This window comes from Ralstonia edaphi (assembly GCF_958350185.1).
In the GTDB taxonomy this organism is placed as follows: domain Bacteria; phylum Pseudomonadota; class Gammaproteobacteria; order Burkholderiales; family Burkholderiaceae; genus Ralstonia; species Ralstonia edaphi.
The window spans coordinates 1-20,113 of record NZ_CATWHI010000010.1; the positions used below are offsets into that span (position 1 = coordinate 1).

Consider the following 20,113-nt stretch of genomic DNA (forward strand, 5'->3'; position numbering starts at 1 on the left):
GGCGTGACGCGCGTCACGCACTGATCGATTGCGCTCGGCTGATACGCCGAGGGATTCATCGGAAATACCGCATCGGCATCGCGCCGGTGCGGTTTTTTTTATGCTCGCGAGGAACGTATGCGCAACGCGCGGGCAAGAAAAAGCCCGCCGGGGCGTGAGCCGATCGGCGGGCGGTGCAAGGCACCAAGGCCTTGCGGACCGGATACGCAGTATCCGATCAGGTGGGCGCGACCTGCGCGCCGCTGTGGTCCCGGAGGATCACCGTCGTCAGAATGACTTACGGACGGTTGCCGGTCGGGAACGGCCATGCCGCAGCCGGGTTCAGCGCGGTCTTGGCAGCGGGTGCAGCAGGTGCAGCGGCCGGAGCAGCAGCAGGCTTGGCGACAGCCTTCTTGGCCGGAGCCTTCTTCGCAGCAGGCTTGGCGGCAGCCTTCTTGGCAGCCGGGGCCTTCTTCGCGGCAGCCTTCTTGGCAGCAGGCTTGGCGGCAGCCTTCTTGGCAGCCGGAGCCTTCTTGGCTGCAACCTTCTTCACTGCAGCTTTCTTGGCCGGAGCCTTCTTGGCTGCAACCTTCTTCACTGCAGCTTTCTTGGCCGGGGCCTTCTTGGCTGCAACCTTCTTCACTGCAGCTTTCTTGGCCGGAGCCTTCTTGGCTGCAACCTTCTTCACTGCGGCCTTCTTGGCGGGTGCCTTCTTGGCAGCGACCTTCTTAGCTGCAACCTTCTTGGCCGGGGCCTTCTTAGCGGCCGGAGCAGCCTTCTTTGCAGCAGCCTTCTTGGCGGCCGGAGCCTTCTTTGCAGCGGCCTTCTTGGCCGGGGCCTTGGCGGCCGGTTTCTTCTTAGCAGCAGTTGCCATGGGAAACTCCTTCAAGATTGGGTATCGAACTATCGAGATTGAGCAACCCGACCGGCCCGATCCCACGATGCATTGGCACCGCCAGACCAACCGAGCGAGCGATTCATCGGCGCGCCACCAAACGGCAGTCGCACGCTAATGAATTCGGTAGGAAGATCTGCGACTTGCGCGGTGAACACACGCAGCAAGTTGCACGCCCCGGTTGCGCGCACGAGCGCAGCCGCAGTCGGCCGGACAGAATGCATCCGGCGAGTCTTCATCAATTGAGAGGACCGGGGCATCGTGGCCACACCGGTCGAAATCTGATCTTGCGCGAATCGCTGCGTAGACCGCAAAGCCGCTTGTAGCGTGACTTCGCGGACAGCGGAAAACTGGAGAGCGCGCGTTTTCTTTTGGGGGTAGTACGCCCATCCCGACGGGGGGATCGCAGAGACGGCACCGAGTTCGAACAGCCCTGTCGGCGTGGCGTGCATCAAAGTGGTTACGCTCCTCGACTACCTTTCACTTGCCGCTTGGAACTTCATCGTCGTTGATCGCGCGAAGGTCCCTTGCATCGAAGTCAACGTCTTGTCAAGGCGAATCATAATTCGTTTGCGCGGTGATGTTAAGAGATTTATGCAAAAAGCGCGGTGAGTTTTGGTGAAGGATTGCGCTGCCTCTGTGCGTCGCTGCGATTCGCATCGCGCATGCGCGCAGATCGCTGTCGCGAATGCGCATTTTCTTGCGTCGTGACATCACGTTACGGCGTTGCTCCACGTTGACACACGTGTCCCGCAAACCCAGTGTTCATGCCGGTTTACAGCAACACGCGATGTTGTGCGCGTGTGCATCATGAACGCGCGCACGCGACTCGTGCGCATTCGACACCGTCGTGCGCGACGACGTGCGAGCTGCGCGATGCGCGTCGAAAAAAACGATGCGTAGATGCGACAACGCGCGCGAATTTTTCGCGCTCGACACGTCGATACGCACGCAATCGAAGCGATCGACGCGCGTCTATCGACGTGTTGAGCGTGTCGACGACGACGCTGATCTGCATCTCGAACGCCGTCGACGCGCACTGCGCGAAGTCGATGCGATTGCGGCGACCAACAGCGTGCATGCACATGCCGCAAATCGCGTGCCGCGCATCCGATGCGCGAGGTGGTTGCGATGGGACCGAAGCATCGATGCCTGCATGAGCGCGACTCGCATCCGCGCATGCGCGATGGATGTCGATGCATCGGACGCGGACATCGGATCGCGACGATGCCCGACTGCGCGAACGACTTCGACAGCGCGGCCCGCGCGACGCTCGACCGATCGCCGATCGCGGGAAAACCCTGCTCAGCAACCGCTGAAAACTTTACGCAACTGCGTTTGAAACGACGCTGTTTTGCGACGATAGAAGAATTGTTCTACGGCAATCCGCGGGCCATTTTTGCTGCAACCTTATCGCCCTAAGAATGGCTTGCCGTAGCGTTTTATTCGAAATCGAGTTCGCAAATTGCTGCAACCGCAAATCCGGGTGTCAGGTTGGCGCTGATTGTCATGTCATTCGGTTTCACTTCACGATCCGCTCACCACATCAGCACGGCATCGATCGCGCGGTGTGGCACGGGCCTGCGCGTGGCACGTGAGAAGACAGGGAGGTCGTCGCCAACCCCACATGGCTGCCGACGACAAACCCGACGAGCAAAGAGCGCAAGACAGAAGGGGTCCAACAAGCGTTCTGTTCTGAGTAGTGGAGGCACAAGATGCGCGATCGAGCGTTCTTGTCGAAATCGAATCCGCCGAAGTGCGGACTGTTCCTGCAGTGCATGCTGGCGACAGCATCGCTCGCCATGTTGGCCGGTTGCGCGAATTCGGGCAGTGGCGACATGGGTACGTCGCTGGGCGGCGGCAGCGATTCGCAGTCCAAGCCGGCGATTGCGGCATCGACCTCGCCCACGTGGTCAAACAACGACAGCGGCAATGCAACGGGTAGCACCGGATCGACCGGCAGCACACCCATCGCGACGCTGACCGGCCCCGTCGAGCAGCTGACGACCACGACCATCAGCGCCATCGTGCCGCTCACCAGCACGCTGACTTCGACCACGCAAACGCTGGGTGCGGCCACTGGCCTCGGTGCACCAGTGAGCAACGTGTTGTCGACGCTGGGCAGTGCGCTCGGCAGTGAAGGCAGCACGATCACGACGGCCGGCAAGGGCGATGCGCTGGTGTCAACGTTGGGCAACACAGTCAGCGCACTCGGCTCGCTCACCAGCGGGTTGTCGACGATCGCCGCGCCGGCGGCGCCGTCCTCAGCAGGCGGTGCGCCGGGTGGTGCGTTGACCGGCGCGCTCGGCGGTGCGCTGGCGCCGGTTACGTCGGCAATCGGTTCGCTGACGGCGGGCTTGCCTGGTGTCAGTACGCTCGGCTCGATCGGCGCAGTCGGCAGTGGTGGTACGGCCGCAACGGGTCCGCTCGGCGGATTGGGCAGCGCCGGCGCAACGGTGGGCGGGTTGGTTGGCGGTGTGCTGTCGGGTGTGACATCCGGCGTGCATCACTGATCACCGCTCTGTAGAACTTTCTTTGCATTCGACAGCAAACGCAGGCGGATGCTACCCGCTGGACGCCAGATGCGCGTTCTTCTGACCCGGCGGTGACACGCGGTACGGGCCGCGCTTACAAGGAGACTCACCATGAAGATTCAGAACCCGCTCCACACTTCTTCTTCGGCTTCGTCGTCCGCCGTTTCGGCGTCGCGCACGCTGCTGGCAGCCGCTGCAGTGACCGTGCTGACGCTGGCCGGCTGCGCTTCGGGCGGCAATCCGAACGGCGATACGACACCGTCATCGACGGCCAACAACGATCCGGGCGCGGTGCCGGTCGGCAACGTCGCCAGCAGCAGCGGCAACGTCGTCACGCAGACGGGCAAAACCGTCAGCGACCTTGGTACGACGATCGGCACGGCGTCGGTGCCCGTCATCGGCGGCACGGCGGCGCAGAAGGATCTGGGTGCAACGGTCACCTCCGCCGGCAACACGGTCCAGACATTGGGCGGCGGCATCAGCAACGGGCTCGGCAAGATCGGCTCGACGCCCGACCCGGTCGGCACCACGGTGCAAAGCTCGGGTGACGTGATCCGCTCCGCCGGGGTGACGGTCGGCAACGCAGGGCAGACCGTCTCGGATCTGGGTGCCGCCGGCAGCCCGCTGGCGCCGCTGAATCCGGTGACGTCGCCGGTGGGCAGCGGTGTATCTGCGCTGGGTCAGGTGATGCAGGGTGCCGGCGGGCTCGTCACGATTGGCACGTCGAGCGGCCCGGTGCAGCAGATCACGCAGCAGACCAGCAACGCGATCGTGCCGCTGTCGTCGCAGCTCGTGAAGGGCACGCAGACGGTCGGCAGCGCGACGATGCTCGGCGGCCCGTTGGCCGGTGCGCTGAATACGGTTGGCGGCGGCCTGCAGAGCGCGGGCGCGCAAGTCGGCGCGGCCGGCGGCAACCCCGTCGCGGCTGACCTGGGCGGTGTGGTCGGCGCCGTCGGCGGCACGGTGGCGAGTGCCGGCGGCCTGGTCAATGGCGGCAGCGGCGGCGGCTCGACGAATCCGTTGGCGCCGATCACGAGCGCGCTCGGCGGCGGCGTGGGCGGTGGCAGCAATCCGCTGGCCCCGGTCACGAGCGCACTGAGCGGCGCAGCCGGCAGCGGCAACCCCCTCGCCCCGATTACGAATGCGCTGGGTGGCGTCACGAACGCCGCCGGCGGCTCCGGCAGCAATCCGCTGTCACCCCTGACCGGTGCGTTGAGCGCGCATTGATCCCTGCGCCGACATCATCGATCCGCCCTCACCGATTCTTTTGACTGACAACAAGGAGACTCCACGATGCAACATACCCCCCACACTCTCGCGCGCCTGGCCGGCGCACTGGCCCTCGCAGTGGCAGCTGGCAGCGCCTTCGCGCAAGCCACTCCTGCCGGCACCTGGAAGACCATCGACGACAACACGGGCAAACAGAAAGGCGAAGTGACGATCGTCGATAACGGCGGCGTGTTCACGGGCAAGGTCACCAAGATCCTGGTGCCCGGCGATGAGAACAAGACCTGCACCAAGTGCACGGACGACCGCAAGGACCAACCCATCAAGGGCCTGACGATCCTCACGGGTCTGAAGGCGGACGGCAACAACAACTGGGATGGCGGCCAGATCCTGGACCCGGAAAACGGGAAGGTCTACAGCGCCAAGATGTCGCTGTCGGAAGACGGTCAGAAACTGAATGTGCGCGGCTTCCTGGGCATCAGCCTGCTGGGCCGTACGCAGACCTGGATTCGCGAGCAATGATCGCCCGCCGATAGCGAAACCCAGCAGACCTCCAACGCGCGGCGGCGCCCCCTCCTTGTGGGTGGGGCGCCGTCTCTTCGGGCGCCGGTGCAAGCCGGCGCCTTCTTTTTGCGGAAATCCGCACACTGCGCGCCCGGCACCTCCATTAAAGAAGACCACGCCATCGCCGTTACACCGTTGCGGAGTCGTCAAACAATAAGTGGAGAAAACGCGACATGCGACAGTGGACACTCAAAGCAAAGCTGCGCCTGGCGCTGGCCGTCATGTGGCTGGGACTGATCGGCGTCGGCGTCTGGAGCGCGATGGAGACACGCGCGACCATGCTCGACGAACGCAAGGTCGGCCTGCAGAACCTGGTGGACGCCGCCGAGGGCATCGCCAAGCTGTATCACGGCCGCGCGCAATCAGGCGCCATGAGCGAAGCCGATGCCAAGAAAGCCGCGCTGTCGACGCTCGCCTCGATGCGCTTTGGCACCACCGGCTACCTGTTCGTGGTCGATTCGCAGTTCATCCTGCTGATGCACCCGACGCTGGCGGACATGGTCGGCAAGAGCACCGCGGGCTTCAAGGACCCGACCGGCAAACTGGTCTACCCCACCATCGTCAATGCCGCCAAAGACAAGGGCTTCGGCTTTGCCGAATACCAGGGTCGCCTGCCCGGCAGCGAGACCGCATTGCCGAAGATCGGCTACGTGAAGCACTTTGCGCCGTGGGACTGGAACCTCTCCAGCGCCGTCTTCCTGCAGGAAGTGGATGCGGCGTATCGCCATTCGCTCTTCGCCAACCTGATCGTCATTCTGCTGGTGGGCGGCGCGGTGTCGCTGGCCATGTCGATCATCATCCGCAACGTGCAGCGCGGGCTGGGCGGCGAGCCCAGCTACGCCACCGAGGTCGCACGCCGCATTGCCGGCGGCGACCTGGCCGTGCACGTGCAAACCCGCCCCGGCGACCGCGACAGCATGCTGGTCGCCATGGCGCAGATGCAGCAGCAACTGACCGGCACCATCGGTCATATCAAGACATCGGCGGACTCGATTGCGAGTGCCACCAAGCAGATCGCCGCCGGCAATGCCGATCTGTCGCAACGCACGGAGGAGCAGGCTTCCTCGCTGGAAGAAACCGCTTCGAGCATGGAAGAGCTGACGAGCATCGTGCGCCAGAACGCCGACAACGCGCGCCAGGCGAGCACGCTCGCCGTCAGCGCGTCGGACATTGCTGCCAAGGGCGGCGAGGTGGTCGGCCGGGTGATCGACACCATGGCGGGCATCAACGAAAGCAGCAAGAAGATTGCGGACATCATCGGCGTGATCGAAGGCATCGCGTTCCAGACAAACATCCTCGCCCTCAACGCCGCAGTTGAAGCGGCGCGTGCCGGCGAACAGGGCCGCGGCTTTGCCGTGGTGGCCGGCGAGGTGCGCAACCTGGCGCAACGCTCGGCGGGGGCGGCCAAGGAGATCAAGGAACTTATCGGCGATTCGGTCGGCCGCGTGGAAAACGGCACCACATTGGTGGCCGAGGCGGGCAGCGTGATCGACGAGGTGGTGGTCGCGGTCAAGCGCGTGACCGACATCATGGGTGAGATCAGCTCGGCCTCCGAAGAACAAAGCTCCGGCATCGAGCAGGTCAACCAGGCCGTGAATCAGATGGACGAGGTGACGCAGCAGAACGCCGCGCTGGTCGAGCAGGCCGCCGCCGCTGCGCTGTCGCTGGAAGAACAGGCACAGATGCTGCGCGACGCTGTGGCGTCGTTCCGCACCGCCTGATCGCCGGGATTTCACATCCTATTCCCCAACGAGGGGGGGGACGCCGCGCCGTTCTCTGGTGTGTCGCATGGTGCTATGCTGCGCGCCAGAGAATCGATAAAACCATGTTGGAATAGCCATGCCCGAGCGCAACCGGCCGCCATTCAGGGGCCCTTTTGGCGCGATTGCCGGGTCGACCACCAGCGCCTATGCCGCAGCAGGAGACACTGCCGGCGACGCCCATGAGCCGATGTCCGGCGGCCGCTCCAGTGCCGTGCGCGATGTCGCTGCACAAGATCTAGCCAGCGACACCGCGCTGTGGCGCTTTGCGCTGGCCGCAGAGCACGGCGGCCGCGCACCCCACCCCGACGCCGTCTTGCGCGACGATCTTTCCGTCCTGCGCATCCTGCGCCACGCAGACGGCCTGCGCCTGCTCCGGCAAGGACTGCGCAGTGCGTTCCCGGGCTCGGCCCTGCGCCTGACCACCTTCTGGCCCGAAGAACAGCCGCACGCCTATCCGGCCCGCGCCGAAGCCCGCCCAGCGGAATTCGGCGACCTGCTCGTGCTGCTGCGCCTGCGCGGCGCGGTTCCGACCCTCGATTGCCGGGCGCTGTTTCTCACCAGCCGCCGCATCGACCAGCCCGGCGATGCGCTCGACAAACACCACCCGCTGCCGCAGATCAACCTGTACGAAGGCTGGCCCGACTTCAACGTCTATGCGCGCTCGCCGATCAAGTCGCGCAACGCCACCTTCCTGGGCAAGTTCGACCTGTCCGCCGAGCTGGACCCGCTGCGCCGCGTGGGCCGCGACCAGCGCCAGTGGCGCTACCTGACACCCTGCACGGGCCTGCAGCAGCATGCGCAATGGCCCGGCGCCCGGCCGGCTTCGCCGCTGCAATGGCGCTGGCCCTCCGGCCCGCACGCCGGCGGCGCGCCCACTTCGGGTTCATTCACCGGCCTGCTGCGGCAACTCGCGCGCCCGGAAGGCCCCGGCGAGGATTGCTCCGCCGGCACCGACGTGCCGACCTGGGGCCGCCTCATCAACAAGCTGCTCGACCACAGCTGGGAAGTCGCCCCGAGCCACGCGCTCAAGAGCGGCAACATCAGTTCGCTGGCGTTCTGGACGCGGCTGCGTGGTTTCCTGACGGCGGAATACCTGCTCGGTTCACACTCGCTGCAGAAGGGCTTTGGCGCGTCGCTGCAGTTCGAGATGGCCAACGGCCTGCAGGACATCGCCCGCGACGACTGGACGGCCACCACCGGCTTCGACCCCGAAGACCTCGACGTGCCCGGCGTGCGCGGCACGCTGCAGCGTATTGCGGCGTCCAGACTGGCCGTCTTCGGCATGAGCGCCGAAGACCCGGCGCCGCTCGCCGCCCCCCGCCCGCAGCGCGGTGTGACCCCGCGCCCCGACGGCGAACGCGAAGGCCAGCGCGTGTTGCTGATCGACGTGATCCGCCCCAGCGCAGCCGCCCTGTAAGCCTGCCAATTCGATAAAAAGCGACGCCCGCACCGCCGAGAACGCAACGATTTCTCGGCGGTGCACGGCTATGCTGTGCCGTCCTCTGCCGCGCCTCCGCTGTCGCTCATGTCTTCCGCTGCTTCCGCCTCCGCCACTTCCACGACGTCCGCCTCCCCCTGGATGCCCATCCTTGCGCTGATGGGTTCGATGGCCTCCGTGTGCCTCGGCAATTCGTTTGCCAAGACGCTGTTTCCGGTGCTGGGCGCCGCGGGCACGGTCACGTATCGGGTGACGATCGGCGCGGTGATCCTGCTGGCGTTCTGGCGGCCGTGGCGCCTGCACCTGAGCCGCGCAGATGCCGGCCGCATCGCGCTGTACGGCGTCACGCTGGCGAGCATGAACCTGCTGTTCTACCTGTCGCTGCAACGGCTGCCGATCGGCATTGCGATCGCCATCGAATTCACGGGGCCGCTGGTGCTGGCCGTGCTGCTGTCGCGCCGCGCGCTGGATTTCGTGTGGATCGGGCTGGCGGTGGCCGGCCTGCTGATGCTGACGGTGGCCGACAAGTCGGTCGGGCAGGTTGACCACCTGGGCGCTGTTTATGCGCTGGCCGCCGGCGTGTGCTGGGCGCTCTACATCCTCACCGGCAAGAACCTCGGCGGCCTGCATGCGGGCCAGGCGACGTCGATCGGCATGGTGGTCGGTGCGCTGTTTGCGATTCCGTTTGGCGTGGCGCAGGCCGGGTGGGCGCTGTTCTCGCCCTCGCTCATTCTGGCGGGACTGGGCATCGGGCTGCTGTCGAGCGCGATCCCCTATTCGCTCGAAATGGTGGCGCTCAAGCATCTGCCGGGCAAGACGTTTTCCGTGCTGCTGAGCCTCGAGCCCGCCATCGGCGCGTTGGCCGGGGCGATCGTGCTGCAGGAGCAACTGACCGGGCGCCAGTGGGTGGCGATCCTGGCCATCATCGCTGCGTCAGCAGGCTGCGCGCTGACGGTGCGCGCGCCCAAGCCCGTCCAAAGCTAGCCGGAAAACCGCGCCACGGCTTGCAATACAGCCATGCGCGTCTGTGCGTAGACCATCCCCTTCCATTCCGGCACGTCGCAATAGAACGCATCGCGTAGCGCCCGGCGGATGCCTGCCCGTTGCGCGGCGCCCTGCTCCGGATGGCGATACAGCCAGTGGTCCGCCCGGAGCGCCTGCAGCACTGCCAGCGGCGCGAGCGTGCCGAACTCAAGCGTGACGCAGGTCTTCTCGATGCCGGACAGCAGTTCGTAGGCGATGCCGACCAAATCGCCTTTGACCACCGAAGAGACCGAACCGGCGGCAGCAATCGGCCGGACATCGGCGCCCCACGTGCGCATGGCGCGCTCAAGTTCGGCGGGATCGGGGCTGTTGAAGATCTTCTCGCCGTGGCCGTAGTGGCCGAGCCCGGTATGCAGGTCGATCCACACCAGGCGCGACATGCCGGCCGCGTGCCGCGACACGATCCCGCGCATCTGCAGCGTGCTCCAGCACGGCGTACTGCCGCCGTAGAACATGCCGTTCGGCACGCGGTATTGGCCGCTCGTTGCGGCGTCTTGCAGGGCTTTTTCGCCGCGGGTGACCATGTAGTGCTGCAACGCTGCCTGATCCGCCTGGCTGGGCGGCCACGTGCGCGGCAGCAGCAGCGGATCGACTTCAAGGTAGGCCGGATTCGCCGATGCGGCCTCGGCAAAGTCGACGCTGTTGCGGTTCAGGTCAACGTTGTCTTCATTCACGCGCCGCAGGTGCGCAAACCCATACGGATTGACCGCGTGCACCAGCAGCAGCGCGACCTTGCCAGCTGCCAGCCGCACGAAGAGTTCGTCGTCTCGCAGCAAGCCGGTCTGGCAACCGGAGCCACAGAACCCCTCCACGCCATGAACGCCGGAGGTGACGATCAGCAGCGCTTCAGCCTGCGCCGGGGCAAACAACGCGGTGTCGATGGAAAGCTGCTCGCCGGACGGCCCGACCGCATCCGGATGCAGATGGCGCTCGATGCGGAGCCCCCGGGCCTGCGCAGCAGCGAGGAACTTGCCGCGGGCTTCATCGTAGGTCTGCGAGAAGAAGGCTTCGACCGTCATGGGAGGGATCCGGTGCAGTGGTTGCCGCAGCCTGCCATGGCTGACAGGCGCGGCGCAATCGCACGCGCGTGAATCGATCGCCCGAAATGCAAACAGGCGACGCGTGGTGCGTCGCCTGTCTACGTTGATGCCGGGTCGAACGAGCGTTGAGCGGCTAGCTCAGATCACTCCCAGGACAGCGCGCCACCGGTCTGGTACTCGATTACGCGCGTCTCGAAGAAGTTGCGCTCCTTCTTCAGATCGATCATCTCGCTCATCCACGGGAACGGGTTTTCTTCGTTCGGGAACAGCGCGTCCAGGCCGATCTGCTGGCAGCGGCGGTTGCAGATGAAGCGCAGGTAGCCCTTGAACATCGGTGCGTTCAGGCCCAGCACGCCGCGCGGCATGGTGTCTTCTGCGTAGCGGTATTCCAGGTCGACGGCCTTTTTGAACAGCTCCGTGATCTCGGCCTTGAACTCCGCCGTCCACAGATGCGGGTTCTCCAGCTTGATCTGGTTGATCAGGTCGATACCGAAATTGCAGTGCAGCGACTCATCGCGCAGGATGTACTGGTACTGCTCGGCAGCGCCGGTCATCTTGTTCTGACGGCCCATCGCCAGGATCTGCGTGAAGCCGACGTAGAAGAACAGGCCTTCCATGATGCAGGCGAAGACGATGAGCGACTTCAGCAGCTTCTGGTCGTTCTCGGGCGTGCCGGTCTTGAACGACGGATCGGTCAGCGTGTCGATGAACGGGATCAGGAACTCGTCCTTGTCACGGATCGACTGCACCTCGTGGTACGCGTTGAAGATCTCGGCCTCGTTCAGGCCCAGCGATTCAACGATGTACTGGTACGCGTGCGTGTGGATCGCCTCTTCAAACGCCTGGCGCAGCAGGTACTGGCGGCATTCCGGCGCGGTGATCTGGCGGTACGTGCCCAACACGATGTTGTTGGCGGCCAGCGAGTCGGCCGTCACGAAAAAGCCCAGATTGCGCTTGATGATGCGGCGCTCGTCTTCGGTCAGACCGTTCGGGTCTTTCCACAGGGCGATGTCGCGCGACATGTTGATTTCCTGCGGCATCCAGTGGTTCGCGCAGCCGGCGAGGTACTTTTCCCACGCCCACTTGTACTTGAACGGCACCAGCTGGTTGACGTCGGTGGCGCCATTGATGACGCGCTTGTCGGCAGCGTTCACACGGCGGTTGCTCTGTGCGGCGGCAGCGTTCGGGTTGTTGCCGAGGATGCCCGTGCCGGCGGCCTGCGTGGCCGACGGGGGCAGCACGCCGCCCTGGTCGGCGGTGGCTGTTTGCAGTTGCGGCTGCGGTTGATACGCGGGCTGCGGTGCAGCTTGCGGTTGTGCGGCAGGTTTGACGTCGTCGTCCCAGCTCAGCATATGTGTTTCTCCTAATTCTTTGCGCGTCGCTCCCGCTCTTTCGGAGCGCGAGTCCAGTGTCGTGCAGATCACGGCGCCCCCGCTTGCGCGGGAGCAACCTCAGACACTGTTTTGACTTATTGGCAGGCTTCGCATTCCTCGAAACCGGGGTCGCCCGGGCGCATCGTGCACACGGCGCCTTCTGCTTCCGGCATCGCCTGGGCGGTGGCAGCGGCGGCATCCAGCGCGCTGGTCGGCGCGGCCGACGTCACGCCCGATGCACCCGCGGCCGACACGCCACCTGTATCGCTACCCGACGACACCGCATTGAGCGTGCCGCGCGACACGGTCGACTTCTCGACGTGCGTGGCGCCGATCGTGCGCAGGTAGTACGTGGTCTTCAGGCCACGCAGCCACGCCAGCTTGTACGTGTCATCCAGCTTCTTGCCCGACGCGCCGGCCATGTAGATGTTCAGCGACTGCGCCTGGTCGATCCACTTCTGGCGGCGCGATGCAGCTTCCACCAGCCATTGCGGTTCCACTTCGAAGGCCGTTGCGTACAGGTCGCGCAGGTCTTGCGGAATGCGGTCGATCCGGGCCAGCGAGCCGTCGAAGTACTTCAGGTCGGCGACCATCACTTCGTCCCACAGGCCGCGCGCCTTCAGGTCGCGCACCAGGTAGTCGTTGACCACCGTGAATTCGCCCGACAGGTTCGACTTGACGTACAGGTTCTGGTACGTCGGCTCGATGCAAGCGGACACGCCGATGATGTTGGAGATCGTTGCCGTCGGGGCGATCGCCACGCAGTTCGAGTTGCGCATGCCGTACTGCTTGATGCGGCCGCGCAGGCTGTCCCAGTCCATCGTCGACGACATGTCGGCTTCGAGGTAGCCGCCGCGCTCTTCGGCCAGCAGCTTGAGCGAGTCTTGCGGCAGGATGCCGCGATCCCACAGCGAGCCCTTGTAGCTGCTGTAGCGGCCACGCTCTTCGGCCAGTTCGGTCGACGCCCAGTAGGCGTAGTAGCACACGGCTTCCATCGACGTGTCGGCAAACTGCACCGCTGCCTCGCTGGCGTACGGCACACGCAGCACGTGCAGCGCGTCCTGGAAGCCCATGATGCCCATGCCGACCGGACGGTGGCGCAGGTTCGAGTCCCGTGCCTTCTTGACCGCGTAGTAGTTGATGTCGATCACGTTGTCGAGCATGCGCATGGCAGTGCGCACGGTCTTCTTCAGCTTCTCGTGATCGAGCACCACGCTGCCGTCGGCCTGCTTGACCAGGTGAGCGACCAGGTTGACCGAACCGAGGTTGCACACGGCGATTTCGCTGTCGTTGGTATTCAGCGTGATTTCCGTGCACAGGTTGGAGCTGTGCACCACGCCCACGTGCTGCTGCGGGCTGCGGATGTTGCACGGATCCTTGAACGTGATCCACGGGTGGCCGGTTTCGAACAGCATGCCCAGCATCTTGCGCCACAGCTGCAGCGCCGGCATTTTCTTGAAGAGCTTGATCTCGCCGCGCGCGACCTTGTCTTCGTAGGCCAGGTAGGCCTGCTCGAATGCCTTGCCGACCTTGTCGTGCAAGTCAGGGCAGGTGGACGGCGAGAACAGCGTCCACTCGCCACCTTCCATCACGCGCTTCATGAACAGGTCCGGAATCCAGTTGGCCGTGTTCATGTCGTGCGTGCGGCGGCGGTCGTCGCCGGTGTTCTTGCGCAGCTCCAGGAATTCTTCGATATCCAGGTGCCACGTTTCCAGGTACGCGCAGACGGCGCCCTTGCGCTTGCCGCCCTGGTTCACGGCCACGGCCGTGTCGTTGACCACCTTCAGGAACGGCACCACGCCTTGCGACTTGCCGTTCGTACCCTTGATGTGCGAGCCGAGCGCGCGCACGTTGGTCCAGTCGTTGCCCAGGCCGCCTGCGAACTTCGACAGCAGCGCGTTTTCCTTCAGCGCTTCGTAGATGCCGTCCAGGTCATCCGACACGGTGGTCAGGTAGCACGACGACAGCTGCGAGCGACGCGTGCCCGAGTTGAACAGCGTCGGCGTGCTCGACATGAAATCGAACGACGACAGCAGCTGGTAGAACTCGATGGCGCGGGCTTCACGGTCGATTTCGTTCAGCGCCAGGCCCATCGCCACACGCATGAAGAACGCCTGCGGCATCTCGATGCGGGTTTCGTTGATGTGCAGGAAGTAGCGGTCGTACAGCGTCTGCAGGCCGAGGTAGTTGAACTGGAAGTCGCGCGAGGCGTCCAGCGCGGCACCCAGCTTGGCCAGGTCGAACTGGGCCAGCTTGTCATCGAGCAGCTCGGCGTTGATGCCGCGCTTGATGAACTGCGGGAAGTAGTCGACGTAGCGCGTGCTCATTTCCGCTTGCGTGACTTCTTCGCCGAGGATTTCGCGACGGATCGTGTGCAGCAGGATGCGCGCCGTGACTTGGCTGTACGCCGGGTCCTTTTCGATCAGGGTACGGGAGGCCAGGATGGCCGAGTCGTACACCTGCGTCATCGGCACGCCTTCATACAGGTTCTTGACCGTTTCCTTGAGGATCGGCTCCGGATCCACCGCGTCGCCCAGACCTTCGCAGGCCGAGACGATCACGTTGCGCAGCGCTGCCATGTCCAGCGGGCGGGTGATGCCGCCGTCGGTCACGTTCAGGCCGATGAAGGCCGGCTGCTGCTGGGTTTCACCGGCTTGTGCGCGCTCCTGGGCGCGGCGCTCGCGGTACAGCACGTAGGCGCGGGCCACGTCGTGCTCGCCCGAACGCATCAGGGCCAGTTCCACCTGGTCCTGCACGTCTTCGATATGGAACGTGCCGCCGTTCGGGCGGCTGCGCAGCAGTGCGCGCACGACGTTCTGCGTTTGTTGGTCAACCAGCTCGCGCACACGCGCGGAAGCAGCACCCTGCCCGCCATTCACGGCGAGGAAAGCCTTGGTCATGGCCACGGCGATCTTCGAAGGCTCGAAGCTCACCACGGCGCCGTTGCGGCGAATGATCTTGTAGTCCGCGTAGCCAGTGCTGGGGGCAGCGGCCGTGCCGCCAGCGCTTTGCGCAAATTGGGAGGGGTTGGCGGTGCCGGAGTGGATTTCTGGTTGGGCCGTCTGCATGTGGACTCCTGTTGAACCGTTCGTTTTATTGGCTCGCCGATGGGTGAAACACCTTGGCGAACCCTTGCGCCATGCGGAGAAATGAGACGGAAAAGACCCCTGCCTTTCCTCAGCCCCCAAGCGCCGGCTCGACCTGCCGTACGCCCGCCCCCGCGTGGCGCTGAAATAAGAATCCCGGAAAGCGACCACTACATCTAGTGCTCAACTCCGGGATTGACGCTAAGTATAGTGGCCCAATCGAATTTGCCTAGACTTGACAGGTGGGGGCAGATGGCTATTTTTCACCCGCAACTGCGGTGCCGCAAACCCGCTACGCCAGTCTGCACAAAGGGTCGGCGGGACTGGCGTGCGGCGTCGCAATGACCGTCTCTCCAGAATAATTCTTTCTATCGACGTCACAAGTTCAATAGACGTCACCTCATCTACGGTAGGGGTATGTGTGCGGCGCACTGCACCGGTGCATGCGTGCCGCGCGCCGGGGCATTCCCCGACATTCCTCCGCTCAAGAAATCCGAATAGCCGCATCAGCATTCTTGCCGCGGCTGTCACTTGAGCGACAGGCCTCCACCCTACGCTTCGGTCGCATTGCAGGGAGCGCAATCACAGCGGCGAGACACCGAGCGCCGCGCACAACGACCGAGGAAATTGACATGGCTTGGAATCACCCCGCCCGGCGCCTGCTGACGGCCGCGCTGAGCACGACCGTGGCCGCGACGCTGGCGACCACATTGACCGCATGCGGCGGGGGCGACGGCGGCCCCATCGCCAACCAGGGCAGCACCGACACACCATCCACCAGCGCCAGCAAGAAGGTGCTGGTGGTCGGCGTGGACGGCGCCACCTATGCGCAGGTACAGAGCGCGCTCTTGCAGCGCAGCCTGCCGAACCTGGGCGCGCTGGCGGTGATGCCGGCATCGACCGGCGGCACGCTGGGCACCACCACCGCCCAGCCGCCGCTGGACACACCCAGCTGGGCCACCGTGCTGACCGGTGCCTGGCAAAACCGCCACGGCGTGACGGACGACACCGTCACCACCCTGGCCGCCCCAAGCGTGTTCAGCTACGCGCGCAACGCCGCAAAGGCAGCCGGCACCACGCAACGGCTGGGCGCTGCCGTCAGCTCGGCCACACTGCCCGCGCTGCTCAAGGCCGATCAGCAAGCCGGCAATCTCGACACGCTCGTCGACTGCGCCCAGGTGGACACCTGCGTGACGCAGAACAGCGTGAAGCTCGTGCAGTCCGGCTACGACGTCGTCTTCGCGCAATACACCGCGCCGGCCGCCGCCGCGCTGGCTTCGGGCCTGCAGAGCGATGCGTACACCGCTGCGCTGGCCAACCTCGACCAGGCGCTCGGCACACTGCAGGCCGCCATCGCCCAGCGCCGCACCGCCAACCCGAACGAAGACTGGCTCGTTGTCGTCACCACCAGCCACGGCCTGGACGCCACGGGCGCCACCACGTCGGCGCCGACGCTGGAAAACCGCACCGCCTTCATCGCCCTGAACAAGCCGGTCAACGCCGTGCTCGGCAAGACCGGCATGGCGGCGCCCACGTCGGAAGCCACGCTGGCCGCGCTGCCGAGCGAGGCCGACATCGTGCCGACGGTGCTGGCGCAATTGAACGCCGCCGTGCCGGCAACCGCCCATAAGTTGGACGGCACGGCGCTCACCGCCAACGCGATCGGGGTGCGCAACCTCCAGAGCACCGTGGGTGCGTACAACGCCTCGCTGGTGCTGAACTGGCAAAACCCGACCGCTGCCAGCGGCCCGATCACCGTGCTGCGCGACGGCAAGCCCGTTGCCACGCTGCCCGCCACGGCCACGCAGTACACCGACAGCAACATCGCCACCGCCAGCGGCATCTACCGCATCAACTACACGCTGGTGCGCAACAACGTGCCGGTGTCGATGCTCGCGCAGATCAGCTACGTTGCGCCAACGCCGCTGGCCACCTCGCTCACCAACGGCCTGGCGGCGTACTACAGCTTTGATCCGCTGCCGCCGACTGACCGAAAAGCCAGTTCGGCGATCGGCCCGTGGGTGGCCGGCACCGACGGCGGCTCCGCAACGGCCGACCCGTTTGGCGGCACGGCGCTTTCGGTCGATTCGCGCATCGACGCCTACAAGCTCACGCAGAACGGCGCCGACATCGCGCTAAGCCCGCAATTCACCATCGGCTTCTGGTTCAAGTCGGATTGCACACAGGGCAACGGCACCGGCGAGCCGATCCTCGCCAACAAGGACTACACGTCCGGCGCGAATGCGGGCATCGCGTTCGGCCTGTTCGGCGGCTGCGAGGTGCGCTTCAACCTGGGCAGCGGCGGCAAGCGCGACGACATCCAGGGCATGAAGTTCAGCGCCAACCAATGGGCGTATCTAGCCCTGTCGGTCGACGCGCAGGCCAAGCGGTTCAGCGCGTACATCCTTGATCCGGTGTTGGGCGTACAGAAGGTGGAAGACAAGGCCATCGCGAACACCGACGTCACGAAGCTCAATGGCCTGGCCACCAAGGTCTGGGGCCTGAACGACGACGCCACGCACAACTACGTGCCCAACAACCCGGGCTCGCTCAAGGGCGTGATGGCCTACGACGACCTCGCCATGTGGACGCGCCGGCTGACGCTGGACGAACTCAAGACGATCAACGGTTCGCACCAGCCGCTGTCGTCGCTGAACCCCTGACCTCCTCCCCCAACCCGAACGAGACCGCTCATGAAGCCCTTCATCCACCCTCTCGCGCGGCCGCACCGGCTGGCCGCCGTGCTGCTGTGCGCCGCCACCTTGTCGCTGTCGGCCTGCGGCGGCGATTCGAACGATGGCACGCCCGGTACCGGCACTGGCCCCGGCGCCACTCAGCCCGATCAACCCGGCCAGCCGCCGGCCAACAAGCCGACCCTGCACTGCGCTCCGTAACGCGCGGCTTCCCATCGACTTGCGTTTGAGACCGACATGACTTCCGACACGAACCACGCCAACAACGGCAGCCGCCGCAACTTCCTCAAGATGGCCAGCACGGGGGCGATTTCCGCCGCTGCGCTCGCCGCCTTCCCGCCGTCGATCCGCCGCGCGCTGGCCATTCCCGCCAACAACGCCACCGGCACGATGCGCGACGTTGAACACGTGGTGATCCTGATGCAGGAGAACCGCTCGTTCGACAACTACTTCGGCACGCTGCAAGGTGTGCGCGGCTTTGGCGACCGCTTCCCCATCCCGCTGGCCGGCGGCCTGAACGTCTGGCAGCAGACCTACGTGCCAAGCAGCGGACCGAGCCGCACGGTGCTGCCGTACTACCTCGACAGCAGCGCCGGCAACGCGCAGCGCGTGTCTGGCACGCCGCACAGCTACCCCGATGCGCAGAACGCGTGGGACCTCGGCCGCATGAGCAAGTGGCCGACCTACAAGCAGACGCAGTCGATGGGCTATTACAAGCAGGCCGAGCTGGACTTCCAGTTCGCGCTGGCCAACGCCTTCACGCTGTGCGATGCGTACCACTGCTCGTTCCACGGCGGCACCAACACCAACCGGCTGTTTCACTGGACAGGCACGAACGATCCGACCGGCGCGGCGGGCGGCCCCGTCATCGACAACAGCGGCGACCACCTCGACGCCAGCGTCACGTACAACTGGACGACCTACCCCGAGCGCCTGCAGGCGGCCGGCGTGTCGTGGAAGGTCTACCAGAACATGCCGGACAACTTCACCGACAACCCGCTCGCCGGCTTCAAGGCCTACCGCGATGCCAACGCCGCGCGCGGCAACCTGGCCGACGGCAGCCCGTTCCCGCCGTACACGCCGGCCGACGAAACCGTCAGCCCGCTCATCAAGGGCGTCGGCAACACCATGCCCGACGGCGGCTTCCTGCAGGCCTTGAAGGACGACATCGCCGCCGGCCAGCTGCCGCAGGTGTCGTGGATCGTCGCGCCGGCCACGTATTCCGAGCACCCGGGCCCGTCGAGCCCCGTGCAGGGCGCGTGGTACACGCAGGAAGTGCTCAACGCGCTCACCGCCAACCCGGCCGTGTGGAGCAAGACCGTGCTGTTCATCAACTTCGATGAGAACGACGGCTTCTTCGACCACGTGCCGCCACCCGCAGCACCCGCCTATGACAACGGCGTGCTGGCCGGCAAGTCGACGGTGAGCACCGCCGGCGAATATCACACGGACCAACACCCCTACGGCCCCGGCCCGCGCGTGCCGATGTACATCGTTTCGCCGTGGAGCCGCGGCGGCTGGGTCAACTCGCAGGCGTTCGATCACACCTCGGTGCTGCGCTTCCTGGAGCTGCGCTTCAACGTCAAGGAGCCGAACATCAGCGCGTACCGCCGCGCGGTGCTGGGCGACCTGACCAGCGCCTTCAACTTCGTCAACCCGAACACCGAAACGCTGCCGACGCTGCCCAGCCGCGACAAGGCAACCGCCGACTCGATCCGCACCGCGCAAGGGTTGAAGCCGCAGGTGCCGCTGCCCTCCGTCACGGCGCAGCAGATGCCGACGCAAGCCACCGGCACCCGCCCCTCCCGCGCCTTGCCGTACGAACTGCACGTCAGCGCGCGCGAAGACGCCACCAACCGCGCGCTGCGCCTGATCTTCAGCAACACCGGAACGGCGGCCGCCGTCTTCCACGTGTACGACCGCCTGCATCTGGACCGCGTGCCGCGCCGCTATGCGGTCGAGCCCGGCAAGATGCTCGACGACACCTGGGACGTGTTCACCGCTGACAAGGGCAAGTACGACCTGTGGGTGCTCGGCCCGAACGGCTTCCACCGCGCGTTCTCGGGCGATGTGAGCGCCGTGTCGGCGGCGGGTTCGAGCGCGCCCGAAATCCGCGTGTGCTACGACCTGGCCAACGCCGAGGTCTACGTGACGATGATGAACACCGGCACCGCCGGCTGCACCTTCACCGTCAAGCCGAACGCGTACCGCAACGACGGCCCGTGGACGTTCGACATCCCGGCCGGCAAGCAGCTCGACCAGCACTGGCCGATCGCGCGCCAGGGCAACTGGTACGACTTCACGGTGACGGTGCCGCAAGGCGGCTTCACGCGGCGCTTTGCCGGCCGCATGGAAACGGGCAAGGACGGCGTGTCCGACCCGGCGATGGGCACTTGAGGTAGGGCTCTGAAGTAGAAAGAGAAGCAGGGAAAGATGCGGGCAGCCTTCCAAAGCGGGCTGCCCCCTTCCGTTTCGGC

The 20,113-nt window shown here is 65.5% G+C and carries 14 protein-coding genes; 10 read left to right on the plus strand and 4 right to left on the minus strand.

The window, feature by feature from the left end:
- Positions 1-277 precede the first annotated feature (277 nt).
- Complete coding sequence (locus tag R2669_RS23920) at positions 278-853, minus strand: histone H1-like DNA-binding protein (RefSeq protein WP_004632965.1); 576 nt, start codon at positions 851-853, stop codon at positions 278-280.
- A 1,152-nt stretch (positions 854-2,005) separates the two neighbouring features.
- Between R2669_RS23920 and R2669_RS23925 the strand changes: the two genes are divergently transcribed.
- The 7 genes from R2669_RS23925 (at position 2,006) to R2669_RS23955 (ending at position 9,384) form a co-directional block, all read left to right on the plus strand.
- Positions 2,006-2,296 (plus strand): hypothetical protein, encoded by a 291-nt coding sequence (locus R2669_RS23925; RefSeq protein ID WP_316902355.1) that lies wholly within the window; start codon positions 2,006-2,008, stop codon positions 2,294-2,296.
- Between the two features lie 293 nt (positions 2,297-2,589).
- Positions 2,590-3,387, plus strand: a complete 798-nt coding sequence (locus R2669_RS23930) for a collagen-like triple helix repeat-containing protein (RefSeq protein WP_316902356.1) — start codon at positions 2,590-2,592, stop codon at positions 3,385-3,387.
- Positions 3,388-3,519: 132 nt separating this feature from the next.
- On the plus strand, positions 3,520-4,635 hold the full coding sequence (locus R2669_RS23935; protein ID WP_316902357.1) for a collagen-like triple helix repeat-containing protein: 1,116 nt from the start codon (positions 3,520-3,522) through the stop codon (positions 4,633-4,635).
- Between the two features lie 66 nt (positions 4,636-4,701).
- Positions 4,702-5,157, plus strand: a complete 456-nt coding sequence (locus tag R2669_RS23940) for a DUF2147 domain-containing protein (RefSeq protein WP_316902359.1) — start codon at positions 4,702-4,704, stop codon at positions 5,155-5,157.
- 215 nt (positions 5,158-5,372) lie between these two features.
- Complete coding sequence (locus R2669_RS23945) at positions 5,373-6,920, plus strand: methyl-accepting chemotaxis protein (RefSeq protein WP_316902360.1); 1,548 nt, start codon at positions 5,373-5,375, stop codon at positions 6,918-6,920.
- 118 nt (positions 6,921-7,038) lie between these two features.
- On the plus strand, positions 7,039-8,379 hold the full coding sequence (locus tag R2669_RS23950) for a peroxidase (RefSeq protein WP_147213759.1): 1,341 nt from the start codon (positions 7,039-7,041) through the stop codon (positions 8,377-8,379).
- A 108-nt stretch (positions 8,380-8,487) separates the two neighbouring features.
- A complete protein-coding gene (locus tag R2669_RS23955) occupies positions 8,488-9,384 on the plus strand; it encodes an EamA family transporter (RefSeq protein WP_316902362.1) in 897 nt (298 codons plus the stop codon).
- On the opposite strand, the gene R2669_RS23960 is transcribed toward R2669_RS23955, so the two are convergent.
- From R2669_RS23960 to R2669_RS23970, 3 genes are all read right to left on the minus strand, one after another.
- The gene (locus R2669_RS23960) at positions 9,381-10,463 is read right to left on the minus strand and encodes a M14 family metallopeptidase (RefSeq protein WP_316902364.1); all 1,083 of its coding nucleotides are present in this window, start codon (positions 10,461-10,463) and stop codon (positions 9,381-9,383) included. The two genes, R2669_RS23955 and R2669_RS23960, sit on opposite strands and share 4 nt — an antisense overlap.
- A 164-nt stretch (positions 10,464-10,627) precedes the next feature.
- A complete protein-coding gene (locus R2669_RS23965; RefSeq protein ID WP_147213782.1) occupies positions 10,628-11,836 on the minus strand; it encodes a ribonucleotide-diphosphate reductase subunit beta in 1,209 nt (402 codons plus the stop codon).
- A gap of 116 nt (positions 11,837-11,952) precedes the next feature.
- On the minus strand, positions 11,953-14,925 hold the full coding sequence (locus tag R2669_RS23970; protein ID WP_316902365.1) for a ribonucleoside-diphosphate reductase subunit alpha: 2,973 nt from the start codon (positions 14,923-14,925) through the stop codon (positions 11,953-11,955).
- A 650-nt stretch (positions 14,926-15,575) separates the two neighbouring features.
- Here R2669_RS23970 and R2669_RS23975 point away from each other — a divergent pair.
- Genes R2669_RS23975 through R2669_RS23985 form a run of 3 tightly spaced genes read left to right on the plus strand, consistent with a single transcriptional unit; the run spans position 15,576 to position 20,033 of the window.
- On the plus strand, positions 15,576-17,606 hold the full coding sequence (locus tag R2669_RS23975; protein ID WP_316902366.1) for an alkaline phosphatase family protein: 2,031 nt from the start codon (positions 15,576-15,578) through the stop codon (positions 17,604-17,606).
- Between the two features lie 30 nt (positions 17,607-17,636).
- Positions 17,637-17,837, plus strand: a complete 201-nt coding sequence (locus tag R2669_RS23980) for a hypothetical protein (RefSeq protein ID WP_316865430.1) — start codon at positions 17,637-17,639, stop codon at positions 17,835-17,837.
- A gap of 36 nt (positions 17,838-17,873) precedes the next feature.
- A complete protein-coding gene (locus R2669_RS23985) occupies positions 17,874-20,033 on the plus strand; it encodes a phosphocholine-specific phospholipase C (protein WP_147213786.1) in 2,160 nt (719 codons plus the stop codon).
- Positions 20,034-20,113 lie beyond the last annotated feature (80 nt).

Excerpts from the sequence above, each read along its gene's own strand:
- R2669_RS23920 (WP_004632965.1), bottom strand. The coding sequence starts at position 853 with ATGGCAACTGCTGCTAAGAAGAAACCGGCCGCCAAGGCCCCGGCCAAG.
- R2669_RS23925 (WP_316902355.1), top strand. The coding sequence starts at position 2,006 with ATGGGACCGAAGCATCGATGCCTGCATGAGCGCGACTCGCATCCGCGC.
- R2669_RS23930 (WP_316902356.1), top strand. The coding sequence starts at position 2,590 with ATGCGCGATCGAGCGTTCTTGTCGAAATCGAATCCGCCGAAGTGCGGA.
- R2669_RS23935 (WP_316902357.1), top strand. The coding sequence starts at position 3,520 with ATGAAGATTCAGAACCCGCTCCACACTTCTTCTTCGGCTTCGTCGTCC.
- R2669_RS23940 (WP_316902359.1), top strand. The coding sequence starts at position 4,702 with ATGCAACATACCCCCCACACTCTCGCGCGCCTGGCCGGCGCACTGGCC.
- R2669_RS23945 (WP_316902360.1), top strand. The coding sequence starts at position 5,373 with ATGCGACAGTGGACACTCAAAGCAAAGCTGCGCCTGGCGCTGGCCGTC.
- R2669_RS23950 (WP_147213759.1), top strand. The coding sequence starts at position 7,039 with ATGCCCGAGCGCAACCGGCCGCCATTCAGGGGCCCTTTTGGCGCGATT.
- R2669_RS23955 (WP_316902362.1), top strand. The coding sequence starts at position 8,488 with ATGTCTTCCGCTGCTTCCGCCTCCGCCACTTCCACGACGTCCGCCTCC.
- R2669_RS23960 (WP_316902364.1), bottom strand. The coding sequence starts at position 10,463 with ATGACGGTCGAAGCCTTCTTCTCGCAGACCTACGATGAAGCCCGCGGC.
- R2669_RS23965 (WP_147213782.1), bottom strand. The coding sequence starts at position 11,836 with ATGCTGAGCTGGGACGACGACGTCAAACCTGCCGCACAACCGCAAGCT.
- R2669_RS23970 (WP_316902365.1), bottom strand. The coding sequence starts at position 14,925 with ATGCAGACGGCCCAACCAGAAATCCACTCCGGCACCGCCAACCCCTCC.
- R2669_RS23975 (WP_316902366.1), top strand. The coding sequence starts at position 15,576 with ATGGCTTGGAATCACCCCGCCCGGCGCCTGCTGACGGCCGCGCTGAGC.
- R2669_RS23980 (WP_316865430.1), top strand. The coding sequence starts at position 17,637 with ATGAAGCCCTTCATCCACCCTCTCGCGCGGCCGCACCGGCTGGCCGCC.
- R2669_RS23985 (WP_147213786.1), top strand. The coding sequence starts at position 17,874 with ATGACTTCCGACACGAACCACGCCAACAACGGCAGCCGCCGCAACTTC.